The sequence below is a fragment of the Salimicrobium album genome (genome assembly GCF_900107115.1).
In the GTDB taxonomy this organism is placed as follows: domain Bacteria; phylum Bacillota; class Bacilli; order Bacillales; family Halobacillaceae; genus Salimicrobium; species Salimicrobium album.
The window spans coordinates 24,968-41,587 of record NZ_FNOS01000009.1 but is presented as its reverse complement, the minus strand read 5'-3'; the positions used below and the strand labels follow the sequence as shown (position 1 = coordinate 41,587).

Annotated in this window: 14 protein-coding genes and 1 tRNA gene; 1 reads left to right on the top strand and 14 read right to left on the bottom strand. The window is 49.7% G+C overall.

Going from position 1 to position 16,620, the window contains the following annotated elements; all coding sequences use genetic code 11:
- Nucleotides 1-11: 11 nt before the first annotated feature.
- The 5 genes from BLU03_RS12880 to yycF are packed head-to-tail and all read right to left on the bottom strand — an operon-like array spanning nt 12 to nt 5,586.
- A complete protein-coding gene (locus BLU03_RS12880; protein ID WP_093108189.1) occupies nt 12-806 on the bottom strand; it encodes an MBL fold metallo-hydrolase in 795 nt (264 codons plus the stop codon).
- Entirely contained in the window at nt 807-1,688 is an 882-nt protein-coding gene (locus BLU03_RS12875; RefSeq protein WP_176765480.1) for a two-component system regulatory protein YycI, read from the bottom strand.
- Nucleotides 1,688-3,025: a YycH family regulatory protein gene (locus tag BLU03_RS12870; protein WP_076572449.1), complete on the bottom strand. Its 1,338-nt coding sequence runs from the start codon at nt 3,023-3,025 to the stop codon at nt 1,688-1,690. The genes BLU03_RS12875 and BLU03_RS12870 overlap by 1 nt, the downstream gene beginning before the upstream one ends.
- Nucleotides 3,022-4,875: a cell wall metabolism sensor histidine kinase WalK gene (gene walK, locus BLU03_RS12865; protein WP_008590363.1), complete on the bottom strand. Its 1,854-nt coding sequence runs from the start codon at nt 4,873-4,875 to the stop codon at nt 3,022-3,024. Before walK ends, BLU03_RS12870 begins: the two co-directional genes overlap by 4 nt.
- Before the next feature lie 6 nt (nt 4,876-4,881).
- Entirely contained in the window at nt 4,882-5,586 is a 705-nt protein-coding gene (gene yycF, locus BLU03_RS12860; protein WP_008590362.1) for a response regulator YycF, read from the bottom strand.
- A 104-nt stretch (nt 5,587-5,690) separates the two neighbouring features.
- Between yycF and BLU03_RS13725 the strand changes: the two genes are divergently transcribed.
- Nucleotides 5,691-5,852 (top strand): hypothetical protein, encoded by a 162-nt coding sequence (locus tag BLU03_RS13725; RefSeq protein ID WP_176765479.1) that lies wholly within the window; start codon nt 5,691-5,693, stop codon nt 5,850-5,852.
- 159 nt (nt 5,853-6,011) lie between these two features.
- On the opposite strand, the gene BLU03_RS12855 is transcribed toward BLU03_RS13725, so the two are convergent.
- The 9 genes from BLU03_RS12855 to BLU03_RS12815 all read right to left on the bottom strand — a co-directional run bounded on the left by BLU03_RS12855 (nt 6,012) and on the right by BLU03_RS12815 (nt 16,618).
- A complete protein-coding gene (locus BLU03_RS12855) occupies nt 6,012-8,063 on the bottom strand; it encodes a CocE/NonD family hydrolase (protein WP_093108185.1) in 2,052 nt (683 codons plus the stop codon).
- Between the two features lie 18 nt (nt 8,064-8,081).
- Nucleotides 8,082-8,780 (bottom strand): TetR/AcrR family transcriptional regulator, encoded by a 699-nt coding sequence (locus tag BLU03_RS12850; protein WP_093108183.1) that lies wholly within the window; start codon nt 8,778-8,780, stop codon nt 8,082-8,084.
- Between the two features lie 5 nt (nt 8,781-8,785).
- The gene (locus BLU03_RS12845) at nt 8,786-10,321 is read right to left on the bottom strand and encodes a BCCT family transporter (protein ID WP_093108181.1); all 1,536 of its coding nucleotides are present in this window, start codon (nt 10,319-10,321) and stop codon (nt 8,786-8,788) included.
- Nucleotides 10,322-10,609: 288 nt separating this feature from the next.
- Nucleotides 10,610-10,682 (bottom strand) — tRNA-Phe (locus BLU03_RS12840).
- A 76-nt stretch (nt 10,683-10,758) separates the two neighbouring features.
- Nucleotides 10,759-11,301, bottom strand: coding sequence for an LOG family protein (locus BLU03_RS12835; RefSeq protein WP_076572445.1), 543 nt, complete (start codon nt 11,299-11,301; stop codon nt 10,759-10,761).
- A 78-nt stretch (nt 11,302-11,379) separates the two neighbouring features.
- On the bottom strand, nt 11,380-12,672 hold the full coding sequence (locus tag BLU03_RS12830) for an adenylosuccinate synthase (RefSeq protein ID WP_093108179.1): 1,293 nt from the start codon (nt 12,670-12,672) through the stop codon (nt 11,380-11,382).
- A 139-nt stretch (nt 12,673-12,811) separates the two neighbouring features.
- The gene (gene dnaB, locus BLU03_RS12825; protein ID WP_008590355.1) at nt 12,812-14,173 is read right to left on the bottom strand and encodes a replicative DNA helicase; all 1,362 of its coding nucleotides are present in this window, start codon (nt 14,171-14,173) and stop codon (nt 12,812-12,814) included.
- Nucleotides 14,174-14,201: 28 nt separating this feature from the next.
- Entirely contained in the window at nt 14,202-14,648 is a 447-nt protein-coding gene (gene rplI / locus BLU03_RS12820; protein ID WP_008590353.1) for a 50S ribosomal protein L9, read from the bottom strand.
- The gene (locus tag BLU03_RS12815) at nt 14,645-16,618 is read right to left on the bottom strand and encodes a DHH family phosphoesterase (RefSeq protein WP_008590352.1); all 1,974 of its coding nucleotides are present in this window, start codon (nt 16,616-16,618) and stop codon (nt 14,645-14,647) included. Before BLU03_RS12815 ends, rplI begins: the two co-directional genes overlap by 4 nt.
- Between the last annotated feature and the right edge of the window lie 2 nt (nt 16,619-16,620).

Below are 16,620 nucleotides of genomic sequence, written 5' to 3'. Positions count from 1 at the left end.
ACCCTGTCCCGTCATACATCATACATGGATGTCGGCTTTTCGGGAAAAGTATCGTGCACTTCGAGCCGTGACCCGACTTCAAATCCTCTTTCTTTCAACACGTTCGATACCGACATGTTCGCAAGGTCGATCATATTGTTATCAAGACTTAAGTGAGCCAGATAAATTCGCTTCGTATTGTTGTCGATGATATCAGTGAGCGCAAGCGCCGAATCTTCGTTGGAGACGTGGCCGACGTCCCCGAGTATGCGCCGCTTCACACTCCACGGATAGCGCCCCATCCGCAGCATGTGTACGTCATGGTTCGCTTCAAAAATATAGGCATCCGCTTTCTCAACCGTTTTCTTGATTCTTTCCGAGACGTAGCCGAGGTCCGTGACGAGAGCTGCTTTCTTCCCGTCCTGATGGAAGGTGAAAAACATCGGATCGGCCGCATCATGGGAGACGGCGAACGACTCGACGTCGATGCCTCCGAACGTCTGCACACTCTCCATCGGAAAGTGGAACTTCTGATCCAGCGGCACTTTCCCGATCTGGCCTTCCATCGCTTCCCACGTCTTCTCGTTGGCGTGGATGGGAAGCTTGTAGCGGCGCGCCATAATCCCGAGACCCTTGATGTGATCACTATGTTCGTGAGTGACAAGAATCCGGGAAAGGTCTTTCGGATCGACGTGTACCTGATGAAGCAGGTTTTCAATCTTCTTACCGGAAAGACCTGCATCCACGAGAATCTTTTCTTCGCCCGATTCGATATAAAACGCATTTCCCGTACTGCCTGAAGCTAGAACACTAAATCGTAGACTCATTTATTCCTCCGTCTCCTCTTCTGATGGCTGTACCGGCTCAGGCGTGCCCGAGCTCAGCTGATTATCGTAAGCTTCGATCGTCGATTCGATGAAATCCCCTTCGTCGTTGGTAAGAACCTGACCGTTCGTCGCGTGGACGAAATAAAATTCTTCCCCGATCCTCACTCTCCACGTAGGGGCGAATACCTGCTCCCCGTACTCTTCTCCCGCATTCAGGTTCACGAGGGAGTAGTACCCGACTTTCATATCTTCAATTGTATCATTTTCCTGCAAATATCCGTTGTTGTAAAGGAGGGAGACGATGTCCATCGGCGGAATCAGATCCTGCTGAATCTCCTCCGACTCCCCTTCCACCTGATCAAGAAGCGTTGCCGTATACCCTGTTATTTTCCCGTCCTCGGTGCGGATCATCAGAAGGGCGCCCTGACTGTAGTAGATTGTCCGGTTGTTCATCTTCTGAAAAAACAGGGCGGTCGTTTCGTCTTCGTTCCATCCCCAGTACGAATAGAGATTGCTGATGGGGACGATATCCGATATGCTCTCCTGAATGTTCTCTTTATCTATGTCCACCGGTTCCTCGAACGTCGCTATGACGAGACGGTCGTTGTACACTTCCACGTTCTGGTTCTCCTTCGCCTTGAGACTTTCGAGTTCCTGGTCAGAGAAGCCTTTCGGCGCGGCGTTCAGAAAAGTAACGTTCGGCACTTCGGAAGGTACGTTCGAGATATCGATATTCTGCACTTCCAGTTCTTCCTCAAGCGTCGTGTCCGCCTGTTCCTGAATGACGTCGTTCTCGCGGTTTGCCCACAGCTGCAGCAAAAGAAACAGGTCGAGGAGAAGAAAACTGATAATGAAGATGGTCTTAATCTGTCCCCACTGCATTACACTCCTCCCCCTCTCCGGACGGTCGTATCCACATCCTTGAGCTCTTTCCATTCATCGTTGACCCGGATGAACCAGGCCGGGATCAGATCGTAATAATTGCTGAACCCTCCGCCCTGGGACACAAGTTTATACCCTATTTCGATATCGGTGATTTCCCCTTTATCGTATTTCGGTGAATCGATGATGACCGTTTCCACGGTCTTACCGGAAGCAAGCGTACTTACCTGATTTTCACCCGAATCATCAGCCTCCGCCTGATAAGGGTTGATGGAAACCATGGGACGCGTGTACTCCTGCAGGATACCTTCCTCGAACCGGACATTCATACCTGTGAAATTCTCGCTGTCTTTAAGAATCGGCCGGTTGTTGTAGTACATATCGAAACTGACATCGCCGTATGCGGAACGTACATTCCGGACGCGGTACGGGTCTGTGAACCCGTAATGGTTGTTGACGAAGGAGACACTTTCCTGCAGCACTTCCTCCGGATTGAACGCCGAGGTCGACTGGCTCGAATTTTCCGTAACCAGGTTCAGGTAATGCATCTTTTTCTGCCCGGCGATCAGGTCCATCCGGCTCAGCCCGTCCGAGTGACGTAAGTCGCCTCCGGAGAGAGGGAACTGTTTGACGACACTCGGATCTTCGAACAGTACGTTTTTTAGCGGTTTCGACGGAAGAGTCTCCGTCACCACGACGTCCTTCGGTACTTCTTTGCGCTCAGCCGGCAAGTAAATGCGCCGGTCTTCGTCCTGTTGGAACATTGTGTGCTCTTCCCACATAGAGGCCTCATCTATCTCCTGCATTATCGCGGTCATGTCCCCCGGACGAACTGAAGCCTGGAGCATCTGTCCGCCCTCCGGCGTAAGAAACCTTATTTCCGCTTCGCCGCCTCTCCACTGGACGAAGGCCCGGTCGAAGGATAAAGAGGGGAGAGTCACGTCCTGATTTTCAATAGGGAAAATGTTCCGTACCGATTCCGAACTGAGCGTGGAAGGGAAAATGATTTCAAGGCTCCCCTCTTCCTCCGGAATCTCCGCTTCGGCCACGCTTATATTGAAAAGTGTCCAGTACTGCATCCGCCTGTAGGCTTCTTCAATGTATTCCGGGTTTTTGTATCCATAATGAGTCCCGTCGTCGTGTTGAATGATCTGCTCAGGGGTGAGGAGTTTCCTTACGTTCTTCTCCGTCCCTCCGATGTCCGTTTCCTCAATCAGTCCGTCTCCCTGGTCCACGGTCTCAAGGTTCGGCTGATAATTCCAGAGTGCAAGGGTCAAAAGCAGACTGAAAGCGACCAGAATAATTAAAATGATAGTTTTAATCGCCTCTCGGCTCATTTATTTCCCCTCCGCTTCTGGCGCATGAGCGGGAGCGTGAAGAATACCGTCGTCCCTTTACCTTCCTGACTTTCCGCCCATATTTCCCCGTGGTGAGCTTCGATTATTTCCCGGGCAATAGCGAGACCGAGACCGGTACCGCCGATTTCCCGGGATCTTGCTTTGTCGACCCTATAAAACCGGTCGAATATTTTCTCTACCGTGTGGGCCGGCATCCCGAGCCCTTCATCTTTAATGCTTACCTGCAGTTTCTGCCGCACCCGCTTCACGGCGAAGTGGATCGTACCGCCTTCCGGTGAGTACTTCGTGGCGTTGGAGATGACGTTATCGAGCACCTGCGTCACTTTGTCCTTATCCAGCCACACGTACACATTGTCAGACGGCAGCTGTTTTGAAAACTGGATATCTTCCCTTTTGTTCATCTCGAAACGTTCGATGATCTGTTCGAGGAAAGATACGAACTCCACTTTTTCTTTATAAAAACTCGATTCCTTATGGTCCATCTTCGTCAGCTGCAGCAGATCGTTGACGAGCCGGATCATCCGGTCGGTTTCGTTCTGCGTCACGTCGAGGAATCTCGGAGCGATCTCCTCGTCCCGCCAGGCACCGTCATTGAGTGCTTCCAGATAGCTGCGCATCGTCGTGAGCGGCGTACGCAGTTCGTGGGAGACGTTGGAGACGAATTCCCTCCGTTCCTGATCGGCACGCTGCTGTTCGGTTACGTCACTGATAACGGTAATGAACCCGTTCATTTCGTAATGCTCGTCCTGAACGACGGAGAAGTTGGCTTTCAGCAGCAGGTGCTGATCATTCGTACTCATATCGACGATCACGGAATCGAGGTCTTCCATCTCCTTCGCACTCGACACCTGGTCCTCGAGGCCGAGGACGTCGATCAGCGGTTTCCCCTGCACCTGCTCAAAGCGTTGGCCGATCAGGTGCGAGGCGGGAGCGTTCATCAGTGTGATAATACCTAAACGGTCCGTGGCGATCACCCCGTCCGACATGTGGGAAAGGACGGAACTGAGCTTTCGCCGTTCGCCTTCCGTCGTCGCCTGGGAGATCTTCAGTTTGTCGTTCAGGTCGTTGAACGTGTGGCCGAGCTGGCCGATTTCGTCGTTTCCGTGGACGTTCACTTTCTGGGAAAAGTCCCCGGTCGCCATAATCTGCGCCTGTCTTCGCATCTCGATGAGCGGCTTCGTAATCGTACCGGCTACGATTATTCCGAGTATCGCCGTAACGATAATGGAAATGACTGTTCCGTTTGCGAAAATCGTATTGATATCCTGAAGCTCTTCATACACCGGACTCATGTCCGCTTCAAAATAAATGGCCGCCACCGTTTCGTCCACGTCATTCGTAATGGTACGCGTTCCGACCCACAGCCTCTGCCCCGTCTCGGAATCGACCCGTGTCTCCGGGCTCGACTGGTCCTGAAGAAGGAATGCAGAAAGAACGTCCGGATTTGTAGTCTTTTTCCCGACGTTCGCCTGAGGGGTCGCATCTCCGCTTGCGTAGGCGGCGATAACGACGTTCGACCCTTCCTCTATTACCTGCAGCTGTCTGATTTCATTCCGTACGTACCCTTCGTTGAACGAATTCAGAATGCTCTGGACGTCGCTCTCAAGAGACGGATCCTCTTCAGTCCTGTCCTCTTCGAAGGCCTGCTGAATGTTGAAAGCCAGAGCGTCCAGCCGGCTTTCCACAGACTCCGTAAAGTTATTCTCCAGCTGTGCTTCCAGCCGATCGACGAAATAGGCACCGATCACCTGAAGACCGAGCAGAATAAGCAGGATGTATACAATAATCAGCTTCAGCCGGACCGACTGAAAAAAACCAACCTTACTCATACACGCCTACTCCTGTTCGGGATTTCTTAAATAATAACCGACACCGCGTCTGGTAACGATCCAGGCCGGAGTGCTCGGATTCTCCTCGATTTTTTCACGAAGGCGTCTGACAGTTACGTCGACTGTCCGGACGTCTCCGTAATAGTCATAACCCCACACCGTCTCCAGCAGATGTTCCCTGGTCATCACCTGTCCCGTATGGCGGGCCAGGTAATAAAGAAGTTCGAACTCACGGTGAGTCAGCTCAATATAGTTCCCATCCCTTTTGACCGTGTAGGCATCCGGCTGGATACTGAGACGGCCGATTTCGATTTCCTTGGTACGCTGCACCCCTTCTTCCGGGTCATGCTGCTGGCGGCGAAGGTTCGCTTTTACACGTGCGATGAGTTCGCGGTTGCTGAACGGTTTCGTAACGTAATCATCCGCACCCATTTCAAGGCCGAGTACTTTGTCGATTTCGGCATCTTTCGCCGTAAGCATAATAATCGGCATGGCGTGCGTCTTCCGGATCTCCCGGCACACTTCGTTCCCATCTTTTTCCGGAAGCATAATGTCCAGAAGAACAAGATCGGGATCTTCCTCTTTGGCACTCGCGATCGCCTCGTCCCCGTCGTGGGCACAAACGACCTGGTAGCCTTCTTTCTCCAGGTTGAATTTCAGTATATCCGCAATCGGTTTTTCATCATCTACTACTAATATTTTGTGAGCCATGTACGTTCACTTCCCTTTCTTCTGAACTTTCGTGCTCCTTATCTATTCTAACTCATTTTTTTTATCTTGTCCTTTTTTGATGAAAGAAAAAGGAGACGGTACTTGTGAAAAAGATGGTCGTTGACGGTGTTTGTGCCGATCGGGACGTCGCAGTCTTCACGAAGGGCACGATAATAGAGGAATCGTTACTTTCACGCCTCCTGCGTACTTCCGAAGGTAAGGATTACGGGATAATCGTTACCTTCGGAAGAGAATTGTCCCTCTGAAGGGCACGATTTCTGCTGAAGTTGAAGACCCTTCCACCTTGAAATGGATATACGCAGAATTCCGCTGTATAACAGAGTGTATATTAAAATAACTGGACCCTTTTTTTACCAAGGGTCCAGTTATTTTAGAATATTTTTAATTAAAAAGCAAAGCTATACTCAATTGTATACGCGAGGAATTGTTTTGTTCCAATTTTTTTCCGCCACAAGCTTATTGTTTTCGTAAGCAGCAATTTCGTTTTTAAGATAGAAATTGGATTCATCGCTTGTCATACTGCTATATGTCTCAAGCTTTGTCTGCCATTTTCCGCGTCCGACAGTCAGCTCCCATTCGCATTCAACTTTCGCCGACTGAGGTCTTCCTTCCTCAATTACATAACGGTTCCGGTTGATACTTCCATATTCCAGCCCATTTGCCGGAAGACGCCGTTTCCCTTCATCCGAGTAGTCATTCAGGGTCCAGCTTTGACCGATTGGATCGTGAACGATTTCTTGAGTTCTTTCTTCTTCTCTTAAAATTTCACGCTCCATGACAGGCGCCGTTTCTGGACGACTGAAATGCCCTGCTTTTTGATCTTCCTCTGACGGAGTGCGGCGAGGCATTTCAATAAATGTTTTTTCGCCTGTGTATAACGTAAGCTCTACCGGTTCCGGAGAAGGCCACGCCTGTGGCCAGTACGTTGGAGAGATTGCAACTTCCAGACGGTGGTCCTTTGGAATTTGTTGACCGAGTGAATCAAGCTTGACGGTTGCCTCATAAATTTCTCCCGGTACAAGGTTCTCCGGGTTTTCGTGCGAATTGAGATGGTTTAAGTTCAACATCCCCCAGCTGATAAGGGTTGATTCGCCTGTCGGTGCCTTATCCGAAAGGCGGACCGCTACGAAAGCATTTTCTTTATTAGAAGAGAACTTCATATGAAAATACGGGTGACCCAAATATTCTTCATCTTTTTCTATCGGTTCAGAGTGAAAAACTACAGCTTTTCCATTTTCCAGACGCTGGTCAGCCGGAAGATCCCCAGGTTGACCGAACGGGCAATATGTCCCTGCATAAAATCCATGTTCCTGTACGGAAGGTACGAGAATTTCACTGGACGATGGAGCATGTTCCAGTAATGCTCCCGGGGTGACGTACCATGCTTCCAGTGTAATATTTTCTGAAGGCCAGCCCTTATCTGCTACCCATTTCCCCGGACGTTCGTCATAACTTACGGCCGGTTTAACGCTATCCTGAATCCATGTAGTAAGCTTAGGTTCCTCCTTGACCCCGGTGTCTAATCCTTTCAGCCACTGGTCCCACCAGCGCACACACTCCTGGAGGAAACCGATGGTAGGTTCCGGAATAGCAACTTCCGGAAACTCATGTGCCCATGGACCTATTATACCTCTACTTTCCCCAGGAAGATTTTCGAGAAGCCGGAAGACAGCATCGGTATATCCGTCCTGCCACCCGCTTACAGCCAGTACTGGGATATCAACGTCTGCATAATTTTCGCAAATAGAACCGTGTTTCCAATAATCGTCACGTGTCTGATGACTCATCCACTCCTCTACAAACGGAGGGGTGTTTTCGATTCGGTCAATCCAGTTATCTCTCCAACTTTCCCCCACAACTTCGGGATCCTGCGGGCGGGCGTTGTATGCAAACATCGTTGACGCCCACCAGAGCATATCAGAGGCAAGAATGTTCCCTCCGCGGTAGTGTACATCATCAGCATAACGGTCGTCTGTGGAACAGAGAGAAATAACGGTCTTTAAAGCCGGATGCTGATGCGCTGCGACCTGCAATCCATTAAAGCCTCCCCATGACTTACCGATCATACCAACGGCCCCGGTCGACCAGGACTGCTTTTCAATCCAGTCAAAAATCTCCAATGCATCAGTATGTTCCTGCTCTGTATATTCGTCCAACAGGATACCATCTGAATTCCCGGTACCTCTTATGTCCACACGAATACTGGCGTACCCATGTCCTGCAAAATAAGGGTGTCTTGCCGAATCACGTATAGCTGTGAAATCATCTTTCCTGTAAGGAAGATATTCCAGAATAGCAGGAACCGGAGATTTTTCAGCGTCCTCCGGAATCCAGATAGTAGCCGCAAGTTTCGCCCCATCCTTCATCGGAATCCACACATTCTCCCACTTCACTGTCTTTCTCGGGAATTCAGTTTTTACACTTCGGTGTTCAGAATCTTTGATATTAAAAACCATTTGTATATCGCACCTCTCCTATAATTCTATATCCCAGTTAATCCTCTTTTTCTCTTCTTCGGGCACAGCATGACTGAGCGTCTGTTTCACATAAGAAAGTGTCAGACTTACCGCTTCTTCTTTAGTAAGCGACCGTCTTTCATTGATAAAAGTACTCATAATTCCTTTCCATATCATTAGTGTCATATCGGATACGACCTCAATTTTTTCTTCCTTAAGAAGTCCTTCCTCGACAGCCTGTTGTATGAACAGAACACTCCTTTTCAAAAAGCTATGTTCCATCACGATAGAACGCACATCCTCCGGCAGACCGATCAGATCCTCCTCGAACATCGAGTAATAATGATCAAGAAGATCTTGTGCAGATCCCCCAACGTTATCCATAAACAGGACTTCGTAAATCTTAGGCTGCTCAAAACTGTGCTTACAGAAACAAGCCCAGGCGCACAGCCATTTCTCTATAGTGTTTTCTCCCTTATCAAGATAGTAGGGGAGCTCTTCTGTATAACTTTTCGTAAAACGCATCGCCGCGAAAAACTTAAGGTGGGATAGATCTTTAAAATAGTTGTAGGCGGTGGAGCTGGTGAACCCTGCCCGATCCGCTATTTTACGAATAGTCACTTTTTCAATCCCTGATTCTTCGATCGTTTCAACTGCCGCTTCCATGAAGTACTTCCACATTCTTGCGTTTTTCAGTTGTTTTCTATTCGTTTGCATATATGTCAGCCTCGCTTTTTATCATCCACGTATACGTGTAGATGTTCATTATTCTTTAACCATTTTATCAAAGAATAAGACATGAGAATGTACATCAGCAGGACAGGCACTGATACAAGCACCGAGGAAGTCTGTACGACATCGAGCCCTCCTACAATAGTTAGGCTGATAGCGAGCGCTGAAAGAAGAATTCCCCATAACAACCTGTGCCAACGTGCCGGCTCTGCCCCGTCTGCGAGTTCTTTAGTAGCTACGCTGGCGATAACATAACTTGCGGAATCAAGAGAGGTAGCCAAAAAAACAAAACCCAGGAGTACGAAGAAGGTAGACACTACAACAGAAAGAGGCAGCGACTGCAAAACTTCCACTATTACAGCGGGTCCTCCCTCCTCCGACAGCACAGAGGTTAACTCCAACTGATCCGTCAACTGGAGATTAATGGCATATCCTCCGAAGACCCCAAAGTATAACCAGCTTCCGACTGTTCCCCAAAGCAGCACGTTCGATACAAGCTCCCTAAGACTTCTTCCTTTCGAAATACGGGCGATAAAAATACCGATAAACGGCGCGGTTGCCGCGAACCATGCCCAGTAGAAAACTGTCCAGGCCTGAGGGAAACCTCCTTGATTAATTGGATCCGTATGTAAACTCATTCGCATGAACTTATCAAGCATAATACCAAGGCTGTCCGTAAAATAGGACAGAAGGAAAAACGTGGGTCCCACAATGATAACGAAAGCTGCTAGTCCAAGCGCCATGTAAACGTTCCAGTCACTAAGTTTGCGTATACCTTTGTATAACCCAAAGTATGCACTGGAACTGAAAATAATTGTCCAAATAATAATAATAGTAATATTTAACCACAGTGAAGGTTCAATACCAAACAGACTGCCGATAACAGCAGCGACCATCGGAACTCCAAGTCCCAGAGAAGTTCCAAGCCCTCCTATCATGCTCCAGATAACAAGCACGTCGATAGCTTTTCCGATAAAACCATCTGCATGTTTCCCGAGAACTCCCCGGCACGCGGCACTTATTTTTAACGAACGATCTTTCCTCACATAAAAACTGTAAGCCATAACAACTGCTGGCAGTGCATATAAAGCCCAGGCAGATATTCCCCAGTGGAAAAGCCCATAGCTGACGGCATACTCAGCAGCTTTATTTGATTCGGCTTCGATTCCGAATGGCGGTCCTGAAAAGTAGTATAGAGGTTCAACGATAGACCAGAACATAATGCTGGTTCCCATTCCTGCACAGAAAAGCATCCCGCCCCAACTGAATCTTGAAAACTCAGGTTGATCTTCCGGATTTCCTAATTTAATTTTTCCATAGCGACTCATCATAAGCCATATCAATATGACAAAAAGTCCGATTGTTAGAAACTCGAATGCCCAGTCAAGTCGGTTGTTTATTGCACTCATCATTCCGGAAATAGCTGGTGCTGCCGTTTCACGGAAAGTTACAAGTAATATGGTGACGGTTAACACGAGTATTAAAGATGGCCAAAAAATAGTTTTTTCTAGTTTTGAATTAATCATAAGCGTCTACATCCCCCCTGTTAATATGAACATGTTCTTTTTATGAACGTGTTCATATTAACATAAAAATCAAACAAGTCAAAACTCATTTTGCTGGTTTCGAGCTGTCGGGAAAGGTATTTTATGTTTACAGAAGTTCAGTATAACTGCTAAATGCCACTATTAATCGCCTTAAGCGGACAATCAATGTGAAAATTTACTTATCATTTTTTAATTTTGGAAGCACTATAACCTGGCTGCAAACATAAAAAAAGTACCCTGATCAATATCAGAGTACTTCGTCTGGAGTGGCTCGGGACGGAATCGAACCGCCGACACACGGATTTTCAGTCCGTTGCTCTACCGACTGAGCTACCGAGCCGCGGGAATGACAGGCGCCAATGCCTGACAACGAAACCTATCTTACCATAGCTTGTCGCTGTCGGCAATAGCGGGTATCATTTCTTTACTTCCCCTAAAGCATTGATAAGGTCGGCGGGGTCTTCTTCCAGCTTCAGACGGTTCGCGTGTTCAACGTCCACAAACCCGGATTCTACGGCGTGTTCCACCATCGTCATGAAAGGGGTGTAGTAGCCTGCCGCGTTCAGCAGTCCGACCGGTTTGTGGTGGATACCTATCTGCGCCCACGTAATCGTTTCCGTCAGTTCCTCAAGCGTACCGAAACCTCCGGGAAGGGCGATATAGCCGTCTGCGAGTTCGGCCATTTTCGCTTTCCGCTCGTGCATCGTGTCCACCTGTATGAGCTGCGTCAGTTTCGTGTGGGACACTTCGATACCGTCGAGCTGGCGGGGCATAACGCCGATCACTTCGCCGCCCTCCGACAGCGCGCCGTTGGCGAGAGCTCCCATCAGTCCCGCACTCGACCCTCCGTAGACGACCGTGATTCCCTGTCTGGCGAGCAGCCTGCCGAGTTCACCGGCCTTTTTTTCATACTCGGGGTTCTTTCCTTTACGGGACCCCGCAAAAATACATATTTTCATCTTTATTCCTCCCGAACCGAATTTATTCTGAATAAAGGAAAGACCCTTTGACTATGCAAAAGGTCTTTGGCAAAACGTTTACGATTCCCGGTAGACACTGCGTACCACGTTCGTCTGCGTGCGGTCCGGGCCGACGGAGAAAATGGACAGCGGGATGCCGGTAAGCTGAGCAATACGCTCCAGATAGTGACGCGCATTCGCCGGCAGGTCATCCAGACTTTCCGCTTTCGTAATGTCTTCCTCCCAGCCCGGAAGCTCTTCGTATACAGGCTCACATTCCGCCAGTTTCTTAAGGCTCGCCGGGAATTCTTCGATAATCTCGCCTTTATACTTATAGGACGTACAGATTTTCAGCGTGTCGATACCTGTAAGTACGTCCAGGGAATTCAACGATAAATCGGTGATACCGCTCACGCGGCGGGCGTGACGGACGACGACACTGTCGAACCAGCCGACGCGGCGAGGACGTCCGGTCGTCGTTCCGTACTCATTTCCGGTTTCACGGATCTGATCTCCGATTTCGTCTGTCAGTTCCGTCGGAAAAGGTCCGTCTCCGACTCTCGTCGTGTAGGCTTTGGAGACACCGACGACGTTCTTGATCTTCGAAGGCCCGACACCGGCGCCGATCGTTACTCCGCCTGCAATCGGGTTGGAGGATGTAACGAATGGATACGTCCCCTGATCGATATCAAGCATGACCCCCTGCGCTCCTTCAAACAGAACGCGGCGTCCTTCGTCGAGGTTATCGTCCAGAACGACGGAGGTGTCGCATACATACTTTTCGACCTCCTGGCCGTACTGATAGTATTCTTCAAGGATATCGTCGATCTCAAACGGGCGGTCTCCGTATACCTTCTCGAACAGACGGTTTTTCTCGGCCAGGTTCTGTTCCAGTTTCTCCCGGAAGCTTTCCTTATCCAGAAGATCCGCGATCCGTATACCCATACGGGCTGCCTTATCCATATAGGCAGGACCGATTCCTTTTTTCGTAGTACCGATCTTGTTATCACCTTTATCCGCTTCCTGAAGCTCGTCGAGTTTCAGATGATAGGGAAGGATGACGTGCGCCCGGTTACTGATACGCAAGTTGTCCGTTGAAATACCGCGCTCATGTAAATAGGCCAGTTCTTCCTTCAGTGCTTTCGGATCGATGACCATACCGTTTCCGAGCACGCAAAGTTTATCTTCAAAGAAAATCCCTGAAGGAATCAGGTGCAATTTATATGTAGCATTATCAAATTTGATTGTGTGACCTGCGTTATTCCCACCCTGATAACGGGCTACGACTTCCGCATGCTGGGATAGATAATCCGTAATTTTGCCTTTTCCTTCGTCCCCCCACTGGGTTCCGACTACTACTACTGATGACATGAAGGCACCTCCTACGTTAATTCTTTTTCAGTTTACCAATAATACAGAGCACCGTCAACAAAAACCGAACATTAAACAGTTAATAACTATTAATATTCGTTAAATTATTGTTTTATGACCGAAAAAATCCCCCTCTGCGCTAGGCAGGGGGAATATCTGAATCGCTGTAGCGGTGGTCGAGGTCGACGAACTTGTTGTATTCTTTCACGAAGGCAAGTTCGACGTTGCCGACCGGGCCATTCCGCTGTTTCGCTATAATGATTTCGATAATGTTCTGGTTCTCCGATTCCTGATCGTAATAATCATCCCGGTACAGGAAACCGACGATATCGGCATCCTGCTCAATCGACCCGGATTCCCTCAGGTCGGACATCATCGGACGTTTGTCCTGACGTGATTCCACTCCACGGGAGAGCTGGGAAAGAGCGATGAGCGGAACGTTCAGTTCACGCGCCAGCCCTTTCAGGGAACGGGAGATTTCCGATACTTCCTGCTGACGGTTCTCCCGGGAGTTTCCGCTCCCCTGAATGAGCTGCAGGTAATCGATGAGAATCATCCCGATGCCGTGCTCCTGTTTAAGGCGACGGCACTTCGATCGGATTTCGTTGACGCGCACGCCCGGCGTGTCGTCTATATAAATCCCTGCGTTCGAAAGACTTCCCATCGCCATCGTCAGTTTGTTCCAGTCATCGGATTCCATTTTTCCGGTACGCAGACGCTGGGCGTCTATGTTGCCTTCCGCACAGAGCATACGGGAGACGAGCTGATCGGCGCCCATTTCCAGACTGAAGATCGCAACGTTCTCTCCTGTCTGACCGGCTACGTTCTGCGCGATATTCAGGGCGAATGCCGTCTTACCCATCGACGGACGGGCCGCGATGATGATCAGGTCGTTTCGCTGGAAGCCGGAGGTGATCGTATCGAGATCCCTGTAGCCGGTCGGGATTCCGGTGATGTTGCCGTCACTCTGGTGAAGCTGTTCAATATTATCATACACGTCGATCAGGACGTCTTTGATGTTTTTGAAAGCCTGGGAGTTCTTCCGCTGGGACACATCGAGAATTTCTTTTTCCGCCTGGTTCAGTACGTCCTCGATGTCATCTTCTTCCGCATAGCCGTTCGTCACAATTTCCGTCGCTGTCCGGATCAACTGCCGGAGCGTCGATTTCTCGCTGACGATATCCGTGTAGTAGCTGATGTTTGCAGCGGTCGGCACCGAATTGGCGATGTCGCTCAAATAGGAAACCCCGCCGATCTCTTCGAGTGTCCGGTTGTTCGACAGGGCTGTCGTCACCGTCACGAGGTCGATCGGTTCTCCACGATCGGAAAGCCCGAGCATCACTTCAAAAATCCGCTGGTGGCTGGCACGATAAAAATCTTCAGGAAGCAGATGTTCAGCCGCAGTCGTCATCGCCGAAGGCTCCAGGAAGACGGCGCCGAGCACCGCCTGTTCCGCTTCTATATTGTGAGGCGGCGTACGGTCCTGAAAAAATTCATTCACTGGTTTTGCCTCCTCTTAATCATTGCTCCTATTTCTCCGCTACGTGTACCCGGATCGTTCCGGTCACTTCAGGATGAAGCTTCACCGGAACTTCCGTGTATCCGAGCGTACGGATCGGGTCGTCCATCTCGATCTTACGTTTGTCGATGGAGATGTCGTGGTCTTTCTTCAACTGCTCGGAAATCTGTTTGCTCGGAATCGAGCCGAAGAGGCGGCCGCTGCCCCCGGATTTAGCTGCAAGCTTCACTTCGATATTTTTAAGTTCCTCTTTCAGCTGCTTCGCTTCTTCCACTTCCTGCTGAGCTTTTTCTTCTTCTTTTTTGTCCTTGGCTTTCTGTGCGTCCACGTTCGCTTTCGTAGCCTCGACAGCAAGGTTGTGTTTCAGAAGATAGTTGCGGGCGTAGCCGTCGGAGACGTTCTTGATTTCTCCTTTTTTGCCTTTGCCTTTGACGTCTTTGTTGAATATTACTTTCATTCTTCTTCTCCCCCTTCAAAATACTCGTCGATTATATCTTGCAATAATGCTTTCGCATCTTCAATCGTTGTGTCTTCAAGCTGGGTGGCGGCGTTCGTGAGGTGCCCGCCGCCGTTCATCTGTTCCATGATCACCTGTACGTTTACGTCTCCGAGGGACCGGGCGCTTATGCCGACCTGGCCGTCTTTCCGGTCGGATATGACGAAAGAGGCTTCGATACCGCTCATCGTAAGGAGCGTATCGGCAGCCTGGGCGATGACGACCGGACCGAAGATATCCCCTTTTTCCGCAGCCGAAATAGCGACGCCGTCCCTGTAGATTTCCGCCTGCTCAATCAGACGGCTCCGCCGGACGTAGATATCGAGATCCTCTTTCAGGAATTTCTGCACGAGGACAGTGTCCGCCCCTTTACCTCTCAGGTAGGAAGCGGCGTCGAACGTCCGCGATCCTGTACGGAGGGTGAAACTCTTCGTATCGACGATGATACCTGCGAGGAGCGAGGTGGCTTCAAGCATCGACAGTTTCAGTTTCTTCGGCTGGTACTCCAGAAGCTCGGTGACCAGTTCCGCCGTCGACGAAGCGTATGGTTCCATGTAGACGAGCGTCGGATCCGCAATGAAGTCTTCCGCTCTTCTGTGGTGGTCGATGACGACGACGTGTTCTGTTTTGTTCAGAAGTTTCTCCTCGGCTACCATTTTCGGTTTATGCGTATCCACGACGACAATCAGCGTCTCGTTCGTAACGGTTTCCAGGGCCTCATCCGGAGATATGAAATAATCCCACAGTTCTTCGTCTTTTTTGATTTCATCCATCATCCGCTGCACACCCGTATCAACATCTTCCGGATCCACGACGATCGATGCCTCTTTCTGGTTGGCCTGTGCGATTTTCAGAATACCGATTGCCGCGCCGACCGAATCCATGTCCGGTGACTTGTGGCCCATGACAAGCACTTTCTCACTGCTCTGGACGAGATCCTTCATAGCGTGGGAAATAACGCGGGCCCGTACGCGGGTCCGTTTTTCCATCGGATTCGTCTTCCCGCCGTAAAAGCGTACTTTTCCAGTCTCATCTTTAATGGCCACCTGATCACCGCCGCGACCGAGAGCAAGGTCGAGACTGGACTGGGCCAGGTCGCCCATCTCAGGGAGCGTAATCGGGCCGACGCCGATACCGAAGCTTAACGTAAGCGGCATATTCTGATCCGTAATCAGCTCACGGACCTCGTCGAGAATTTCGAATTTCGTCTTCTCGAGTCCGGCCAGAATCTCTTTTGTCATCACGGCGACAAACCGTTCCTGGGACGTGCGCTTCAAGTAAATGCCGTGCTCGTCCGCCCATTTGTTCAGAATCGATGTCACTTGGGAGTTGATGCGGCTTTTCGACGTATCGTCCATCCCCTGGGTGAGCTCTTCATAGTTATCAAGGAAGATAACCGCCAGCACGCTCTGCTCATTCCGGTAGCGCGATTCCACCTCGGTCTGTTTCGTCCGGTCGAACAGATACAGCAGCCGGTCTTCCTGCTTCATGATAGTCTGCATCTGGTTACCGCCGAGATTAATCCACGCTTCGTCTTTATTCTCTTTAATGTTCGGAATCAGTTTCTCCGACAGTTCGTTCAGCGAGGAGCCTACTACGGTATCTCCATCCACAAACTTATTCATGTAGGGGTTCGCCCATTCCACTTTATAGTTGTCACTATACAGAATGATGCCGATCGGCATTTCGAGAAGGGCTTCTTCCCCCACTTTTTTCACCCGATAGGAAAGAGTCGATATATATTCCTCTGTGTCATTGATCACCTGCTGTTCGGTACGGATACTGTAAAAAATCGAACCGATAAGCAGCAGCGTCATCACGAGTCCAAACATCCACTGATAATACCAGATGAAAGCCAGCAGAATTACGGACAGGAAGTAAATTAACCATAAATGTCCGCTCATCGCGGATGTTTTCTTTACATTTGCCATTC